16 protein-coding genes are annotated in these 15,485 nt (G+C 68.2%); 10 read left to right on the plus strand and 6 right to left on the minus strand.

Features of this window, described 5'->3' with window-relative positions; genetic code table 11:
- Nucleotides 1–24: 24 nt before the first annotated feature.
- From ACT3HL_RS07825 to ACT3HL_RS07845, 5 genes are all read left to right on the plus strand, one after another.
- Nucleotides 25–1,833: a DUF7282 domain-containing protein gene (locus ACT3HL_RS07825; protein ID WP_445086264.1), complete on the plus strand. Its 1,809-nt coding sequence runs from the start codon at nucleotides 25–27 to the stop codon at nucleotides 1,831–1,833.
- The gene (locus tag ACT3HL_RS07830; RefSeq protein ID WP_445086265.1) at nucleotides 1,830–3,038 is read left to right on the plus strand and encodes a restriction endonuclease; all 1,209 of its coding nucleotides are present in this window, start codon (nucleotides 1,830–1,832) and stop codon (nucleotides 3,036–3,038) included. The genes ACT3HL_RS07825 and ACT3HL_RS07830 overlap by 4 nt, the downstream gene beginning before the upstream one ends.
- Nucleotides 3,039–3,184: 146 nt before the next feature.
- Nucleotides 3,185–3,847 (plus strand): NfeD family protein, encoded by a 663-nt coding sequence (locus ACT3HL_RS07835; protein ID WP_445086266.1) that lies wholly within the window; start codon nucleotides 3,185–3,187, stop codon nucleotides 3,845–3,847.
- Nucleotides 3,848–3,966: 119 nt separating this feature from the next.
- On the plus strand, nucleotides 3,967–5,205 hold the full coding sequence (locus ACT3HL_RS07840; RefSeq protein ID WP_445086267.1) for an SPFH domain-containing protein: 1,239 nt from the start codon (nucleotides 3,967–3,969) through the stop codon (nucleotides 5,203–5,205).
- 55 nt (nucleotides 5,206–5,260) lie between these two features.
- On the plus strand, nucleotides 5,261–5,884 hold the full coding sequence (locus ACT3HL_RS07845) for a winged helix-turn-helix transcriptional regulator (RefSeq protein WP_445086268.1): 624 nt from the start codon (nucleotides 5,261–5,263) through the stop codon (nucleotides 5,882–5,884).
- A 27-nt stretch (nucleotides 5,885–5,911) separates the two neighbouring features.
- Here the strand turns inward: ACT3HL_RS07845 and ACT3HL_RS07850 are convergent, their stop codons facing one another.
- Both ACT3HL_RS07850 and ACT3HL_RS07855 read right to left on the minus strand, forming a co-directional pair.
- On the minus strand, nucleotides 5,912–6,403 hold the full coding sequence (locus ACT3HL_RS07850; protein ID WP_445086269.1) for a twin-arginine translocation signal domain-containing protein: 492 nt from the start codon (nucleotides 6,401–6,403) through the stop codon (nucleotides 5,912–5,914).
- Between the two features lie 162 nt (nucleotides 6,404–6,565).
- On the minus strand, nucleotides 6,566–6,811 hold the full coding sequence (locus ACT3HL_RS07855) for a DUF7123 family protein (RefSeq protein ID WP_445086270.1): 246 nt from the start codon (nucleotides 6,809–6,811) through the stop codon (nucleotides 6,566–6,568).
- 192 nt (nucleotides 6,812–7,003) lie between these two features.
- Between ACT3HL_RS07855 and ACT3HL_RS07860 the strand changes: the two genes are divergently transcribed.
- The gene (locus tag ACT3HL_RS07860) at nucleotides 7,004–8,872 is read left to right on the plus strand and encodes a flippase-like domain-containing protein (protein WP_445086271.1); all 1,869 of its coding nucleotides are present in this window, start codon (nucleotides 7,004–7,006) and stop codon (nucleotides 8,870–8,872) included.
- Between the two features lie 37 nt (nucleotides 8,873–8,909).
- On the opposite strand, the gene ACT3HL_RS07865 is transcribed toward ACT3HL_RS07860, so the two are convergent.
- Together ACT3HL_RS07865 and ACT3HL_RS07870 are read right to left on the minus strand one after the other, a co-directional pair.
- Nucleotides 8,910–9,449 carry a DUF84 family protein gene (locus ACT3HL_RS07865; RefSeq protein WP_445086272.1) on the minus strand — a complete coding sequence of 180 codons (540 nt, stop codon included), beginning with the start codon at nucleotides 9,447–9,449 and terminating at the stop codon, nucleotides 8,910–8,912.
- A 326-nt stretch (nucleotides 9,450–9,775) separates the two neighbouring features.
- Nucleotides 9,776–10,597, minus strand: coding sequence for a helical backbone metal receptor (locus ACT3HL_RS07870; RefSeq protein ID WP_445086273.1), 822 nt, complete (start codon nucleotides 10,595–10,597; stop codon nucleotides 9,776–9,778).
- Nucleotides 10,598–10,831: 234 nt separating this feature from the next.
- Between ACT3HL_RS07870 and ACT3HL_RS07875 the strand changes: the two genes are divergently transcribed.
- Together ACT3HL_RS07875 and ACT3HL_RS07880 are read left to right on the plus strand one after the other, a co-directional pair.
- Nucleotides 10,832–11,881, plus strand: coding sequence for a transcription initiation factor IIB (locus ACT3HL_RS07875; protein WP_445086274.1), 1,050 nt, complete (start codon nucleotides 10,832–10,834; stop codon nucleotides 11,879–11,881).
- Between the two features lie 66 nt (nucleotides 11,882–11,947).
- Nucleotides 11,948–12,391 (plus strand): DUF7575 domain-containing protein, encoded by a 444-nt coding sequence (locus tag ACT3HL_RS07880; RefSeq protein ID WP_445086275.1) that lies wholly within the window; start codon nucleotides 11,948–11,950, stop codon nucleotides 12,389–12,391.
- A gap of 30 nt (nucleotides 12,392–12,421) precedes the next feature.
- Here ACT3HL_RS07880 and ACT3HL_RS07885 read toward each other — a convergent pair whose 3' ends face one another.
- Nucleotides 12,422–13,696 (minus strand): 3-dehydroquinate synthase II, encoded by a 1,275-nt coding sequence (locus ACT3HL_RS07885; RefSeq protein ID WP_445086276.1) that lies wholly within the window; start codon nucleotides 13,694–13,696, stop codon nucleotides 12,422–12,424.
- A gap of 122 nt (nucleotides 13,697–13,818) precedes the next feature.
- Here ACT3HL_RS07885 and ACT3HL_RS07890 point away from each other — a divergent pair, with 122 nt between their 5' ends.
- Both ACT3HL_RS07890 and ACT3HL_RS07895 read left to right on the plus strand, forming a co-directional pair.
- Nucleotides 13,819–14,100: an antitoxin VapB family protein gene (locus tag ACT3HL_RS07890; RefSeq protein WP_445086277.1), complete on the plus strand. Its 282-nt coding sequence runs from the start codon at nucleotides 13,819–13,821 to the stop codon at nucleotides 14,098–14,100.
- Nucleotides 14,087–14,488, plus strand: coding sequence for a PIN domain-containing protein (locus ACT3HL_RS07895; protein WP_445086278.1), 402 nt, complete (start codon nucleotides 14,087–14,089; stop codon nucleotides 14,486–14,488). Before ACT3HL_RS07890 ends, ACT3HL_RS07895 begins: the two co-directional genes overlap by 14 nt.
- 194 nt (nucleotides 14,489–14,682) lie before the next feature.
- Here the strand turns inward: ACT3HL_RS07895 and ACT3HL_RS07900 are convergent, their stop codons facing one another.
- Entirely contained in the window at nucleotides 14,683–15,306 is a 624-nt protein-coding gene (locus ACT3HL_RS07900; protein WP_445086279.1) for a GNAT family N-acetyltransferase, read from the minus strand.
- Between the last annotated feature and the right edge of the window lie 179 nt (nucleotides 15,307–15,485).

Genomic DNA, 15,485 nt, shown 5'->3' on the forward strand with positions numbered 1-15,485 from the left:
CGGAGAGAGACAACCGTCTCGCCGATGTCCAACGTGTCTACCTTCCTCGCCCTCGCGTCGGTTCTCGCCCTCCTCCTCAGCGGTGCGACTCCCGCCGCGGGGCTCGGCGCCGCGCCGGACGGTCACGCCCGGGCGCTCGACGGCGGCGAACTCGACGACGACGCCCTCCCGCAGGTCGACGACGCGTCGGCGTCGTTCGGCGAAGCGAACGTGAGCGTCGAGCGGGGCGACGAGGTGACGATCACCGTCTCGCACTCCGACCCCGCGACGCTGACGATCGGCGGCCCCGAATACGGCTTCCACGTCACCGTCTCCCTTGGCGGCAGCGGCTCCACCGAGGTCGTCCTCGACACCCGGGCGACGACCGCGGCGGACCCGAACGAATTCATCGAGGGTGGTTCCGCCACGCTGCACTCCGCGCCGCTCGAGGAGCCGATGGAGCCCGAAGACTACCTGCTCCGGGTCGACATCGACGACGTCGAGCGCGACATCGGGACGCTCACCGTCGAACCGCGCGGAGACTTCGCCGCGGACTCCTCCCGCGCCCCCGGCGCGTTCGAGCCGGAGGAACACGTCGGCGGGGGCGAGGAGGGCGATGCAAGCGTCGGCCCGCTGGAGGAGTCGATGACCGCCGGGTCGACCGTCGCCCGGGGAGATTACGCCGTTGTCCACATCGAAGAGAGCGGTCTGGAGACGGCGCTGAACGCGAGCGACCTCACTGGGAGCGCCGCCGCCAACGGCCTCAAAGTCAACTTCACGCAGACGGACCCCGGGCCGAATCACGAACCCAGCGAGTACGTCGCGACCGACACGGCGAACGTCACGGTACTGCCGAACTTCGAGAACGACGAGCTCTACGTCGTCTGGAACACCACGGGCGTCGGTCTGGAGTCCCGCTCCGAGCGGAACCGGTACCGCGCGTCGCTGACGCTCACCGACGAGAGCGGCCTCTCGGAGTCCTCGGAGACGGTCGCGACGACGACGTTCCAACTGGAACGGCAGTCCGTGTCGCTGTCGACGGTCAACGACTCCGTCCACTACCCGTGGGACGACGGCGCGTTCGCCGTGGCGGGGTCGACGAACCGCGCCCCCAACACGGACCTTGAGGTCCGGCTCCGCTCGCCGGACCCGAACGCGTTCCTCCAGTTACGCGAGACGACCGTCGGCGACGATGGCGACTTCGAGGCGTCGTTCGACCTCTCGTCGGTCTCCCGCGGCACGAACGCCACGCTGTGGGTCCGAAACCACCGCGACCAGACCGTCCAGACGGTGTATCTCGTCGCGCCGGACCCGAGCGTCCGGATCGAGAACCAGACGGTGAACGGAACGACCGTCGAGATCGCGAGCGCCGAGATCCCCGAGGGCGGGTTCGTCCGACTCGAAGACGCCGCCGGCGACCCCGTCGGGCGGAGTGACTACCTCCCGCCGGGGCAGCACGAGGCCGTGAGCGCGGAGCTCGAAACGCCGGTGTTCGAGACGCAGCCGCTCAGGGCCGAACTGGTCCGCCCCGGACAGGCGTCGGACGATGAGGGCGCCGCAGACGACGGTACTCCCCCCTACGATCCCGACTCGTCGTCGTACGTCGCGAACGGCAGCGTCGTCGTCGACAGCGCGGTGATCGAGTTCCCGCCGGCACCCACCGAGACGAGCACGGCCACGCAGACGTCGACGGCGACGTCGACGCCGACGGCGACGTCGTATCCGGTGGTGACGCGGACCCCGCTCGCCCCCGCCGGCGCCTCGCAATCGAGCCTCCCGCTGTCGCCGGGGGTCGCGGTGGCGGCGCTCCTCGGCGCGAGCGCGCTTCTCGCGCGGCGGGGTGATTCCGCGTGATCCCCGAGCTCGAACCCGACGAGTTCGTCTCGTTCCTCGCCGACCTGTGGCGCGAGCGCGGCTGGGAGGTCACCGTCAAGGAGCGCGCCGACGAGACGCACTTCGTCGTCGGCAAGCGCGGCGACGGGAAGCGCGGCATCATCTACGTCTTCCCGACGACCTCCTCGACGGTCACCGAGCGGCACCTCAAGCAGTTCGTCGGCTTCTGCCGAAAGCGCGGAATCGACGTCGCAGTCGCGGCGACGCAGGGCGCGTTCGCCGAGGGGGCACAGCGGATCGCCGCCCAGCGAAGCGTTCACCTCCTTGACCGATCGACGCTGGCTACGACGGTCGAAAAGGGCGGGTTCGAGGACCTACTGGCCGCGTACACGAACACGAGCCGCCTCGATGCGGCGTTCGAGCGGCTTCGGGACCTCGGCGTTCCGATCCCGGAGGATCCGGTCCCGGAGCGGTTCTCGGGCGCCGCGTCGTCGGTGTCCGCGGTCATTGCGGGTCCGATCGCGGCCGTCGGAGCGAAACTCGGCCGCGGTGGTAGCGCCGGCGGTCCCGGCGCGGACGGCGGCGGAAGCGGTGACACAGCGACCGGCAGCGGCGGCAGCGACGCGGCGGGCGGCGGGGCCGACTCGACCGCCGGGGGCGGCCGACTGGCTGGCGCTCGGTCGGTGGCCTCGCGGTCCTTGCCGGCCGCGGTCGTTCCGGTCGTCCTCGTCGTCGCGTTCGTGCTCGGGGCGACGTTCGGGCCGGCGGTCGGACTGGGTGTCGGCCCGTCCACGGCGGGTGACGCTCCCGACGTCTCGGCGGCGTCGACGGCCGGATCGAACGCGACGCTCGACGTCCGCTGGAACGCGAGAACGACCGAGTCGCTGACGGTGAACGGGACCACCTACGACGCCCCCGACGGCCAGACGTTCCTCCTCGTCAGGATGAACGTGACGAACACTGAGGCGAGCCCGACGCAGCTCGATCAGTCCGCGCTGGCGGTCGAGGTCGCGGGCGAGCGCTACGCTCACCAGCCGCTGGACGGCGTGACGGGGTTCCCGAGCGCCGGGCTGTTCGAGCCCGAGGAAACGCGCGAGGTGTGGACCGTCTTCACCGTCCCGGGCGACGCCGAGAGTGCGACGCTTCTGATGGAGGGCGATATTCGGGTGCGGTTCGTCCGAGACGGCGCGGTGACGCCCGAGGCGACGGTCCCCGACCGCGAGTGATCCGCGGCGAGAGCCCACGACCGCGAGTGATCCGCGGCGACGGTACCCGACGGTGGGAGGCCCGCGGTCACGGCGGCCCCGCGGAGCGATGACCGGCGCTGCGAACGCGTGACAACGCTTAATCGTCCACCGCGCCTACGGCGGGTATGCTCGACCGAGCGCTCGTCGTCGCCTTACAGCTCTCGATCCCGCCGGAGACGCTGCCGCTCTTGCTCGTCGCCGCCGGGCTCGGGATCAGCGTCCTCGAGGCGTTCGCGCCGGGCGCGCACTTCATCGTCCTCGGCGTCGCGCTGCTGGCCGCGGGGCTCGTCGGGCTCGTTCTCGGCCCCCTCGCCTCACCGGTCCTCCTCGGCGTGCTCGTCCTCGCCTTCGGCGGACTGGCGCTCTACGGCTACCGCGAGTTCGACGTGTACGGCGGGAAAGGCTCCGGTCGGACCAGCGATTCACAGAGCCTCCGCGGGCGCACGGGACACGTCACAGAGCGCGTCACGCCGACGGAGGGCGAGGTCAAACTCGACGAGGGCGGCTTCAATCCCTACTACGCCGCGCGGTCGGTCGACGGTGAGATCCCGGAGGGCAGCGAAGTCGTCGTCGTCGACCCCGGCGGCGGCAACGTCGTGACTGTGGAGTCGCTGTCGGCCGCCTACGACGACATCGACCGGGAACTCGCACGGGGTCGTGCCGAAGACGATTCGGTGACCGGGACGAATGCCGAACGGCGAATCGACGCCGATGCCGACGCTGACTCCGCCGACACCACCGAGCAAGAGGGCGACCCCGATAGCGAGACGGAGACGGAGCGAGCCTGACGGACAGAGCCGGCCTGATCGCGGGGCCCCCACCGCCGACTCCGGCCGCCGCCCACCGCCGACTTCGGTCGACAGCGCCGCAGGCCAACGCTTATCAGACCGACACGCCAAGTCCCTGTATGGTACTTGGTCCCGTCTTGCTACAGACAGGAATCGGGATCCCGACCGTCGGGATCCTCGTCCTCCTCCTCGCGATCGTCACCGTCTATCAGATGGTCGAGATCGTCGACGCCTACGAGAAGAAGGCGCTGACGGTCTTCGGCGAGTACCGGAAACTGCTGGAACCGGGGATCAACTTCATCCCGCCGTTCGTCTCTCGGACGTACGCGTTCGATATGCGGACGCAGACGCTCGACGTGCCCCGCCAGGAGGCGATCACGCGAGACAACTCGCCGGTGACCGCCGACGCCGTCGTCTACATCAAGGTGATGGACGCGAAGAAGGCGTTCCTCGAGGTCGACGACTACAAGCGCGCCGTCTCGAATCTCGCGCAGACGACGCTTCGGGCCGTCATCGGCGACATGGAACTCGACGACACGCTCAACAAGCGTCAGGAGATCAACGGTCGAATCCGTCGGGAACTCGACGAACCCACCGACGAGTGGGGCGTGCGCGTCGAGAGCGTCGAGGTCCGCGAGGTCAACCCCTCCCAAGACGTCCAGCAGGCGATGGAGCAACAGACCTCAGCGGAGCGTCGCCGCCGGGCGATGATCCTCGAGGCGCAGGGGGAACGGCGCTCCGCCGTCGAGCAGGCCGAGGGTGAAAAGCAGTCGAACATCATCCGCGCGCAGGGCGAAAAGCAGAGTCAGATCCTCGAAGCGCAGGGTGACGCTATCTCGACGGTGCTGCGTGCGAAGTCCGCCGAATCGATGGGCGAGCGCGCCGTCATCGAGAAGGGGATGGAGACGCTCGAGACGATCGGGCAGGGCGAGTCGACGACGTTCGTGCTCCCGCAGGAGCTCACGAGCCTCCTCGGGCGCTACGGCCGGCAGCTGACGGACTCCGACGTGCAGGAGTCCGCGGGTCTGGAGAGCCTCGACTTCGACGCGGAGACGCGCGAACTCATCGGCCTCGACGACATCGAGGAGATTCTCGGCCAGATCGATCAGGCGACCGAGATGGACGTCGAGGAGCTCGAACAGGAGGCCGAGGCGATCAAACGCGGCGCGGGAACCGACATCCGGGACGCCGACGCGGTCGTCAACGAGGCCGACGCCGCCGACGCCGCGTCCATCAAAGATCCCGACGATGTCGTCGCCGATGCGGACGATCAGCCGCCGTCGGGGGCGGAGGCGGACGGCGAGCACCCCGCCGCCGAGGCTGACGGCGACCCGGAAGTCGAGACCGAGCGAGAGTAAACCCCGGCGAACGAAGCGCTTTTGTCCGAATCCCGCCTCGATACTGGTACGAAGGATGCCGGATCGAGATATCGACGAGGAGAAGCGGGCCACGCTCCGACGCTTCGCAGCGCTCGGAGCGGCGTCGCCGCTCGTCGGACTCGGCGCGAGCGAGGGGGCCGAAGCGGCGTCGGAGACGACGAGCGACGCCCGCGACGCGATCGTCGGGTACGTCTCCTCGACGCCGGGCGCGCACTTCTCGAAGATCCGCGACGATCTCGGTCTCGGGACGGGCGAGACACAGCATCACCTCGGGAGACTCGTCGACGACGAGGTGCTCGTGTTCCGCCGCGACGGCGACTACAAGCGCTTTTTCCCCGCGGGTCGGTTCTCGACGTTCGAGCAGACCGCGCTCGGCTATCTGCGCCGACGGACGCCGCGCGGGATGCTCGTCGAACTCCTCCGGGCGCCGGGGACGAGCGGCGCGGATCTCGCCGCACGGCTCGACGTCTCTCGGGCGACGGTCAGCGGGTACGCCCGCGAACTCGACGAGGCGGGGGTACTGTCCCGAGAGGGCGGATACGCGGTCGAACGGCCCGAGACGCTCCTCACGCTCGTCGTCAGGTACGCCGAGTCGTTCGGTCCCGAGGCGGTCGCGCTGGCGGACGAGGCCGACTCGCTCGTCAGATACGATCCGTGAAAAAGCGCCGACCCCCGCAGTCGAGCGCTACTCCGGTGTTTCTTGCGTCTGTACTCGCGACTCCACGTCCGCCTTCGCGACGAACGCGCTCACGTCCTCGGAGTCCAGCACGCTCAGAATCGCGCCGGCGTCGCCGCTGACGGTCACCGCGCCGAGAGAGCGGTACTCCTCGTCGACGGTCACGCCCTCTTGGGCTTCGAGCGTTCCGCTGAGCGCATCCATCGCCTCGTTCAGATACGACTCCTGCAGAGAAACGAGTTCCTCCTGTGCCTCCTCTCGGGAGAGGTTCCCGCTCTGCAGTTCTTCGCGTAACCGGGCCTGCTCTTCTTGCATCCCCTCTTGATCGACGGCGGCGATAGCCGCGACGCCGCTGGCCGTCTCGTCGCCGCCTTCGTCTACCTGTTCACGCGCCTCGTCGCTTGGGGAGAGCTGTTCGGTACACCCCGCCAGTAGGAGTCCGCCACCGACGCCGAGGCCCCCGAGGAAGCGCCGACGGTCCTGCAGAATCGAGTCGTCCATACTCCCGCCGGTTGTCGCCGCGGACGGATAACGGCTGGTATCTCCGCGGGGTGCCGGGGAGCGATGGCGAGCGCCACACCCGCTTACCAACGTCTCAGCTGTCCCGTACCGCCGACTGCGTCGCATCTGGGTCGTCGGAGACCGTCGGAGGTCCTCCGAGCGCTACTGCGTCACTTTCCACGTCGTTCCCGAGGAGTACCCCCACTTCTCGACGGTGAGACCGACCTCTCCGTCGAGCAGCGCGCGCATATTGGCTCCGACTTCCTTCGCCGAGAGGCCGAGGTCCTCGGCGATCAGTCGCGATTTGAAGTAGGTCCGCTGATCGACGTTCGAGCGGAGGTACCGGAGGATCCGGCGTTGTTTCTCGCTGAGGTCCGGTGCGGTCGTCGTGGAGGCGGTCGCGCTCATACACGAGGACAACGGCCGCTTCCCGTATGAGGGGTTTGGTACGGACGGTTAACGCCGCGCAGTGCTGCGGTTTCGTGCGTTCGGCGGGGGCTATCCGGGACCTATGCCCGATCGAGAGGTACGGTCGCCTAACGTCGGACCTTGCGTACTGAGGCAGAAAGTTCATACGCGCTGCACGGGCACAGTCTACCAATGGATGGTCCCCGCGACGGCAGGGAAACGGCCGCCTCCCCGCTCGGAAACGGCGACGTCGCGGCCGGTGTGTCGGTGAGTGTCGTCCTTCCGGCGTACAACGAGGAGCGGACGATCGAGTCGACAGTGGCGACCACGCTCCGGACGCTCGCGTCGTTTCTCGACGCCGGGACATTCGAGGTGATCGTCGCCGAAGACGGTTGCGACGACCGGACGCCGGAGATCGCAGACCGTCTCGCAGCCGAGGACAACCGGGTCCGTCACTTCCACAGCGAGGAGCGACTTGGCCGCGGCGGCGCGCTCGAACGCGCGTTCGAGGCCGCCCGCGGCGACGTCCTCGTCTACTTCGACACGGATCTCGCGACCGATATGCGGCACCTCGAGGCGCTCATCGAACGCGTTCGATCCGGATCCGCCGACGTCGCGACCGGGTCGCGGTGGATGCCACAGAACGTCGCAGACAGGCCGGCGAAACGCGGCGTACCGAGCCGAATCTACAACGGCCTCGTCCGGGCGCTCCTCGGATCGAACCTCCGCGATCACCAGTGCGGCTTCAAGGCGTTCAGCCGGGAGGCGTTCGAGGACCTCAGAACCGACGTCGAGGACGAACACTGGTTCTGGGACACCGAGATGCTCGTCCGGGCCCAGCGCGCCGGCTACGAGGTGTCGGAGTTCCCCGTCGAGTGGACGCCCAAAGGCGACACGAAGGTCGACCTCGTCCGCGACGTCCTCGGGATGGGGAGTCAGATCCTCCGGACGTGGTGGCAGCTGTCGGTCAGTCCGCGGCTCTCTCGGCGGGTGAACCTCGCCGTCGGGGCGATGCTCGCCGTCCTCGCGCTCTCCTTGATGACGCAGTACATCGACTTCGGGGCGGTGCTCGCGGAGATGCGCGAAGCGGACCCCGCGCTCGTCGGCGCGGCCGCGCTCGTGTACGTCCTCTCGTGGCCGCTTCGGGGGCTCCGCTACCGCGACATCCTCGCGGAACTCGGCTACCACGAGCGGGTCGACTTTCTGATGGGTGCGGTGTTTATCAGCCAGACCGGGAATCTCGTCTTTCCCGCCAGAGCCGGCGATTTCATCCGTGCGTACGTGGTGAAGGCGCGCCGCGGCATTCCGTACCCGACCGGGTTCGCGTCGCTGGCGGCCGAACGGGTGTTCGACCTCCTGACCATCGCGTCGATGGCCGGGATAGTCCTCATCGGGTACACCGCGACTGGACAGACGGCCGAACTGGCCCGAACCGTCGTCGGGGCGGAGGGAGCGGGACGCGTGGCCGTCGCTGTGGCGGTGGGCGTCGGCCTCGTCGCGATCGCCGCCGTCGGCGGGATTGCCCTCTCGGCGCGGAGCGATCGAGACCTCGTCACCGCGCTCGTTCACCGCGTGAGCACGGACTCCTACGCCGACTTCGTCGCGGGCGTCATCGCGCGGTTCGTCACCGACCTCCAGACGGTCGCCGGCACGCGCGGCGGCTTCGCCCGCGTCGGCGCGTCGAGCGTCGCCATCTGGACGCTCGACGTCGCGACCGCGATCCTCGTGCTGGCGGCGTTCGCACCGGGCCTGCCGGTCGTCGAACTCGTCGCGGTGAGCTTTTTCGCGGTGAGCGTCGGCAACCTCGCGAAGGTGCTCCCGCTGTCACCCGGCGGGGTGGGCCTCTATGAGGGCGCGTTCACGCTCCTCGTGGTCGGACTGACGCCGCTCGGCGCCGAACTCGCGCTCGGAGCGGCCGTCCTCGATCACGCCGTGAAGAACCTCATCACCGTCGTGGGCGGTTACGCCTCGATGCTCGGTCTCAACGTCTCGCTGACGACCGCGGTCGAGGAGTCACGCGAGGTTCGCGAGTCGGCCGAGGAGCCGGTGAACCTCGATTAGTCCGGCGTCCGAAACCCGCGTTTGAACGGATCCTGACTCAGTACAGATCGCTCAGAAACGGCGCCGCCGCCGCGGTGACCGCGGCGGCGAGCGCGTCCGTCCGCGTCAGCTTCCCCTCGGAGAACGCGCCCGCGGCGCCCCGATTTCGAGCGACGTTCGACTCGTCGAGGACGTCGTCCATCACCGGCCCCAACTCCTCGCCGCCGCGAATCCGCGCACCGATTGACGGCGGGAGGGGAAGGCTCGGCCCGGCGCCGACTCCCCAGCGGTCGCCGTCGGTGACGGCCGCCCACATCACGAGATACGGCGCTTCGGAATCGGTCGCTTTTCGTCCGTCCTCACGCGCCTCGGCTCCGAACGTCGCGACGCCGCCCTCGATGCCGACGCCGAGGTCGTACTCGCCGGCCCGGAGCGTCGCCGCCGCCCTGTTTCGCGCGCCCGTTCGCGTCTCGTCGTGGCCGATCGGTTGCTCGGCGACGCCCGACGGAACCGGTTCCGCGACGACCGCCGCGTCCGCAAAGACGCGGGCCGTCGCCTCCCGCTTCACGGGGTTCCCGCTGCCGACAGCGATTCGCATACTCGCGAGTGAACGCGGCCGGACGTTACGTGTGTCGGTCTCCTCTGTGGCGAACAGCTGGCACCCCCGACGAGGGACCGCCGGGGTCGATCATCGCGCTTGCAACGTCGTCCGACTGCACGCCGATGACTGAGCGCACGCCGACGACCGACTGCACGCCGGCGTGTGATCGAGTGCATAGGGAGTTGCAACCGCCACGCTACCCCGCGTCGACGTGCCAGGCAACCGCTTCCCGACGCGGGGCGTCGCTCATATCATACGCCCGCTGGTCCGGTCTTGTTAGATAAACGCTCGGAGCCGGTGGCCATCGGCAACGGAGACGCGACCTACTCGGACTCGCCGTAGAACAGCTCAGCCAGCGTCTCGACGCCGTCGATGAGCCGCGGGCTCGGTTGGTTCAGGAGGTCGTCGTCGAGGACGTGCACCGACGCGTCGAGGTCCCAACCCCGTTCTGCGATGAGGCCCGGGTCGGCGCGGTCCCCGTGCCCGCAGTGGTGTACGACGACGTGGTCCGGGTCTGCGCGTTCGACGCGTTCGCCGGACACCTCCTGTGAGCGATCACCGGGAGCGCAAAAGGGATACCGCGCGCCGGCCGTTTCGACGGCCTCGGGGACCCAGTTTCCGGCGGCCATCGGGGGGTCGCCCCACTCCTCGCAGTAGACGACCGGTCGGGAACCGCCATCGGACGCGGCGTCGTCGAGTCGCGCGGTCACTCGCGCTCGGACGGCGTCGAGTCGGGAACGGGCCTCCGCCGCGAGTCGTTCGCCGGCGTCCGCGCGTCCCACCGCTCGGCCGAGCGTCGCGAACGTGTCGACGACGGCGTCGAGGGAGTCCGGTTCGACGTGGCAGACGTCGTAGCCGCGGTCGAGGAGGTCGGACCGAATGTCCGACTGGAGGGCGTCGGCGGTGCAGACCAGATCCGGGTCGAGAGACGCCAGTCGGTCGAAGTCCGGGTTCAGCCAGCCGCCGACGACCGGTCGATCGAGCGGGCAGTGGCCGGTCACGCCAACGAGCGCGTCGCCCGCGCCCATCGCCGACAGCGTCGCGGTGGCGCTGGGCGCGAGCGAGACGACGCGCTCGGGGTGGTCGACTGCCGTCCCGCCGTCCCCGGCGCGTCTTTCCGCGGTATCACTCCCGGAAGCGTCCATACCCGATGCCGGTGCGGCGACTGACAAGTACGTTGTGGTGGTGCCCCGTCCGAGCAAACCGCATATATAAATTGTAATGGTCGTTATCAACGGATCCCTCGGCTCAGGGCTGTGTACGCGGTTCGGGCAATCGATTCCGAACCGCTTTTATACAATCCGGCGGTTGAGTGGGTACGGACCGCTTCGGGCCTCTCTCACGCGTATCTGTGGCTCGGGGCATTCGTCGCTATCCCGATGAGCGAGAAGAGTACCTACACTCGCGTGAACGCGAGAACGAGAGACGAGTCGCGAACGAACGAGGGCCGAGGCGGCGACTCGGCCGGCCAGCGGTGGGTTCGCCCTGGCGAGGAAGAAGAAGAGACCGAGTCGACTTCGACCGACGAGGAGCTGGCCTGTCCCGAGTGCGGTGGCAACGTCGTCGTCGACGACGAGCACGGCGAGACGATCTGTGACGACTGCGGGCTGGTCATCACCGAGGACTCCGTCGACCGCGGCCCCGAGTGGCGCGCGTTCGACGCCAAGGAGAAGGACCAGAAGTCCCGCGTGGGCGCGCCCACGACGAACACGATGCACGACAAGGGGCTGTCGACCAACATCGACTGGCGCGACCGCGACGCCTACGGCAACTCCCTGTCGTCGAATCAGCGCCAGAAGATGCAGCGGCTCCGCAAGTGGAACGAGCGCTTCCGGACCCGAGACTCGAAGGAGCGCAACCTCAAGCAGGCGCTCGGCGAGATCGACCGGATGGCCTCCGCGCTCGGCCTCCCCGAGAACGTCCGCGAGACCGCCTCAGTCATCTACCGCCGCGCGCTCGACGAGGACCTCCTACCCGGCCGCTCCATCGAGGGCGTCGCCACCTCTTGTGTCTACGCCGCCGCGCGGATGGCCGGCGTTCCCCGCTCGCTCGATGAGATTTCTGAGGTCTCCCGTGTCCCGAAGAGCGAGGTCGCGCGCACCTACCGATACATCGCCCGCGAGCTCTCGCTCGAGGTCAAGCCCGCCGACCCCGAGCAGTACGTGCCCCGCTTCGCCTCCGAACTCGGACTGTCAGACGAGGCGAAACTGCGCGCGCGCCAGCTGCTGAAGAACGCCAAGGAGAAGGGCGTTCACTCCGGGAAGTCGCCGGTCGGCCTCGCTGCCGCTGCGGTGTACGCCGCCGCGCTCCTCACCAACGAGAAGACGACGCAGGCCGCCGTCAGCGACGTCGCCGACATCTCCGAGGTCACGATCCGAAACCGCTATCACGAACTGCTCGAAGCCGAAGATTCGATCGGCCTCGCCTGATCGAACGGCGTTTCGACTGCTGCTTTTCCCGGACGTTTAAGAACCCCGGCGTCGTCGACCACGGATATGACCCGGACCCGTCGTGCGATGATTGCGGCACTCGTCGCCGTCCTCGGCGCGAGCCTCGGCGTCGCCGGCGCGGGACACCTCTATCTCCGACGGTGGCGGCGGGCCGTCGCGTGGTTCTCCTTCGTCGTCGGCGCGGCGCTCGTGCTCCTGTGGCTGTTCGCCGACCCGTCGACGGTCTCTCTCACCGACCCCGCGTCCGTCGCGGCGCTCGAACCGTCGGCGCTGCCGGCGACTGTCACCGCGCCGCTCTTCGGGCTGCTGCTTTTGAGCACGTTCGACGCCTACCGGCTCGCCTCGGTTGGCGTGCGGACGACCGACGAGCCGCAGTGTCCGAACTGCGGCGGCGAGCTCGACCCCGAGATCGACTTCTGTCCGTGGTGTACGATCGAACTGGAGTGGGAACGCCCCGGCGAGAAGACGGGCGCCGAACGCGGCGAGTGACGGCGGGAACTCGAACGACGCGCCTCGAACCTATTTCTCGATGATGCTCTCTTCGACGGCCTCGCCGAAGTGCCGGGCGGTCTGCTCGTAGTACAGCAGGATCTCGTCGCCGGCGTCCAGATCCGTCACGGCGGTCCGCCCCTCGCGCGTGTGGACCTTGATTGTCTCGGCGTTCTGCAGCAGCGTCTCGACGCGGTCGCCGTCGACCTCCGCCTGGACGCGGAACATCGGCCGCTTCTCGATCTTCACGCGGCCGACGACGGCCTCGCGGGTCTTCCCCTCGGCGTCGACGACCTGCACCTCGTCGCCGCTTTTGAGCTCAGAGAGGTACTTCGTGCCGCCGTCCGGCGTCCGGACGTAGGCGTGGACCGCGCCGGCGTTGACGCGGAACGGCCGCGAGGCGACGTACGGCGACTCGGCGGTCTCCGCGTGGACGAAGAAGAGCCCGCGGCTCATACTGCCGACCAGCATCCCCTCGTCGTGCTCCATCAGGTTGCCCGTGTCGACGCAGACGCGGTCAGCGATGCCGGTCCGCTCGACGGCCGTGACGGTGGCCCACTGGAGATCGAGCGTCTCGCGTTCGACCTCGTCGCGGATCTCGACGGTCCGCCTGATCTCGTCGGGGTCGTCGGAGTCGAGCAGCACGCCGTCGGATCCGATTTCCAGCGTCTCGAAGGCGGTCTTGGCCTCCTCGGCGCTGGTGACGCCGGCGATCAGGTCCGTCTCCTCGCCGATGCGCGCGATGAGGTTCTCGAGCGGGATGATCGTCCAGTCCTCGCCGACGACGATCGTGTACTCGGCCTCCGCGGCCGCTTCCTCCGCGAGCGCCTCGTACTCCTTCGAGAGGATTCGGACGTACGCGCCCTGCGCGCGGTCGTCCTCGCGGCGCAGTGTCGTGAGGTCCGCAGAGCCCGAGAAGTCCGCGGGGAGGTCGACGCTCCCGTCGCCCTCGCCGTCTTTGCCGACGATGTAGGCGTCCGCCGTGGCCTCGGCGGCCGTCGGTGCGTCCGCCGTCTGCGCGTCGTCGCCGAACTCCGCGGCGCTCACGGTATCCTCGCCGCCGTCACCGTCTTCGTCGCCGCCTTCGGCGCCTCCGCTCGTCTCGACGTCGTCGATGAGCGCGGTCCCCGAGTCGGTTCGGAACGCCGCGACGGAAATCTCGCCCAGCGCTCGGACGCGCTCGACGTCGGCCTCGTCGACGAGTACCCAGTCGACGCCGGCTTCGAGCCCGGTCGTGATCCGTCGCTTCCGTGTCTCCCAGTCGCCGACGCTGTCGTCGGCCTTGAGCCAGACGCTTCGTGTCATCGTTGTCGGCTCAACTCGGCCGGCGCGCTTGAACGTGGCGACTCTCCGGAGGATTGCCGTCGGAGTCGCCGTCGAGCGCGGACGCGGCAACCCTTTTGTGTGTATACACACAAACACAATATATGGGGACGAAGACGATCGGCCTGCGCGACGACGCGTACGAGCGGTTGAAGGCCCGCAAGCGGGACGACGAGAGCTTTACCGACCTCGTGGATCGATTGCTGGACGAGGCGACTGTCGACTGGCGTGAGGGGTTCGGGACGCTGGACTCCGAGGAGATGGGTGACTTGGAACGAGCGGTCGAACGCTCCCGTACTCGGACGAGCGAGGGACTCACAACACGTCAGCGGACGGTCCTCGAGGAGCTAGCAACTATCGACGAGGACCCTGATGAAGCTGCTTGATACGACCGTTCTCATCCACTACTGGGGCGGCGTCGACGCGGTAGCGGACTACCTCGACGAACACGAGGAGCACGAGTTCGTGACGACAACGCTCAACCTCGAGGAGATCGCCGTCGGACGGGCGCTCCAAGGGGAACTCGACAGACACGAGATCCGGTCGACGTTCGATTGGGTGCGGACCGTTCCCTTCGATGTCGACCACGCGTTCGTCGCCGGTGAACTGGAAGCGGAACTTCACCGTGACCCGGAGATAAACGGCGATAAGATCAACTCCCTCGCTGCCGACGTCCTCATCGCCGCCGTCGCTAAAGAGGCGAACGCGACGGTGGTCACACGGAACGTGGACGATTTCGAGCTGTTCGATGGCGTTTCCGTCGAGACGTACTGATTCTATAGTAGCGTTTGCAACTGATTGCGCATTCGACGCACGCAGTCGTGCGATCGGCTGAGTGAAGACTTGCAAACGCTACTATAGCGACGGTTCTGCTGTGGAAAGTGGTAGTGATTCTTTCACCGGTTCAGAAATTCTCGCTGCCCCGTCCGACGAGAACTCTATGAGGGCTCGCGAGAATCACTATGCGGTCAGTCACACTCCCCGAACGCTCCGTCGACGGCCGAGACCGGCCGCGGTTCGGCCGGCTCGCCCGCCGGCTCGCGGAGGCGGCGGTGATACCAGACGACGTCGTGCCACTCACCCAGCTTGAAGCCCGCCGCGGGAAAGCGACCGACGCGCTCGAAGCCGCGACGCTCGTGGAACGCCTCGCTCTCGGGGTTCGGCATCCCCAGCGCGGCGAACACCGCGCAGTAGCCCTGCTCACGGAGCGTCTCTAACAGCCGATCGTAGAGTCGACTCCCGATGCCGGCGCGGTGTGCGTCGGGATCGACGTAGATGGACGTCTCGACGGCCCAGCGGTAGGCCGGCCGCTTGCGGAGTTGGCTGCCGTAGGCGTAGCCGACGACGTCGTCGGCCTCGTCGCCACGGCGGTCGTGGCCGTCGCCGCCGACGCCCTGAACCGCCACGTACCACGGGTACTCCTCGGCCGCCAGCGTCTCGCGGATGTCGGCTTCGACGCTCGCGACCGACGGGACCTCGGTGCGGAACGTCGCCGGCGAGTCGCGGACGAACGGCGCGTAGATGTCGCGGACGGCCGTGGCGTCGTCGGGCCGAACGGGTCGTAATCGAATATCGATAGCGTCATCGGGCATACTCGTCGGGTTGGGACCGCCGATAACTGGTCTTACGCTTTGAATGGGAGGTTATCTGAATATTGTTGTGCGGGCAATGTATGAGTAATTCAAATGTACCGGGAGGCAACGAGATAAAATATTAAGTGGCTGGCACACAGTGTCTCTGTTAAGGTAGATATATGCCAAGATAATGAACC

It is taken from the genome of Halobellus sp. GM3 (assembly GCF_052545375.1).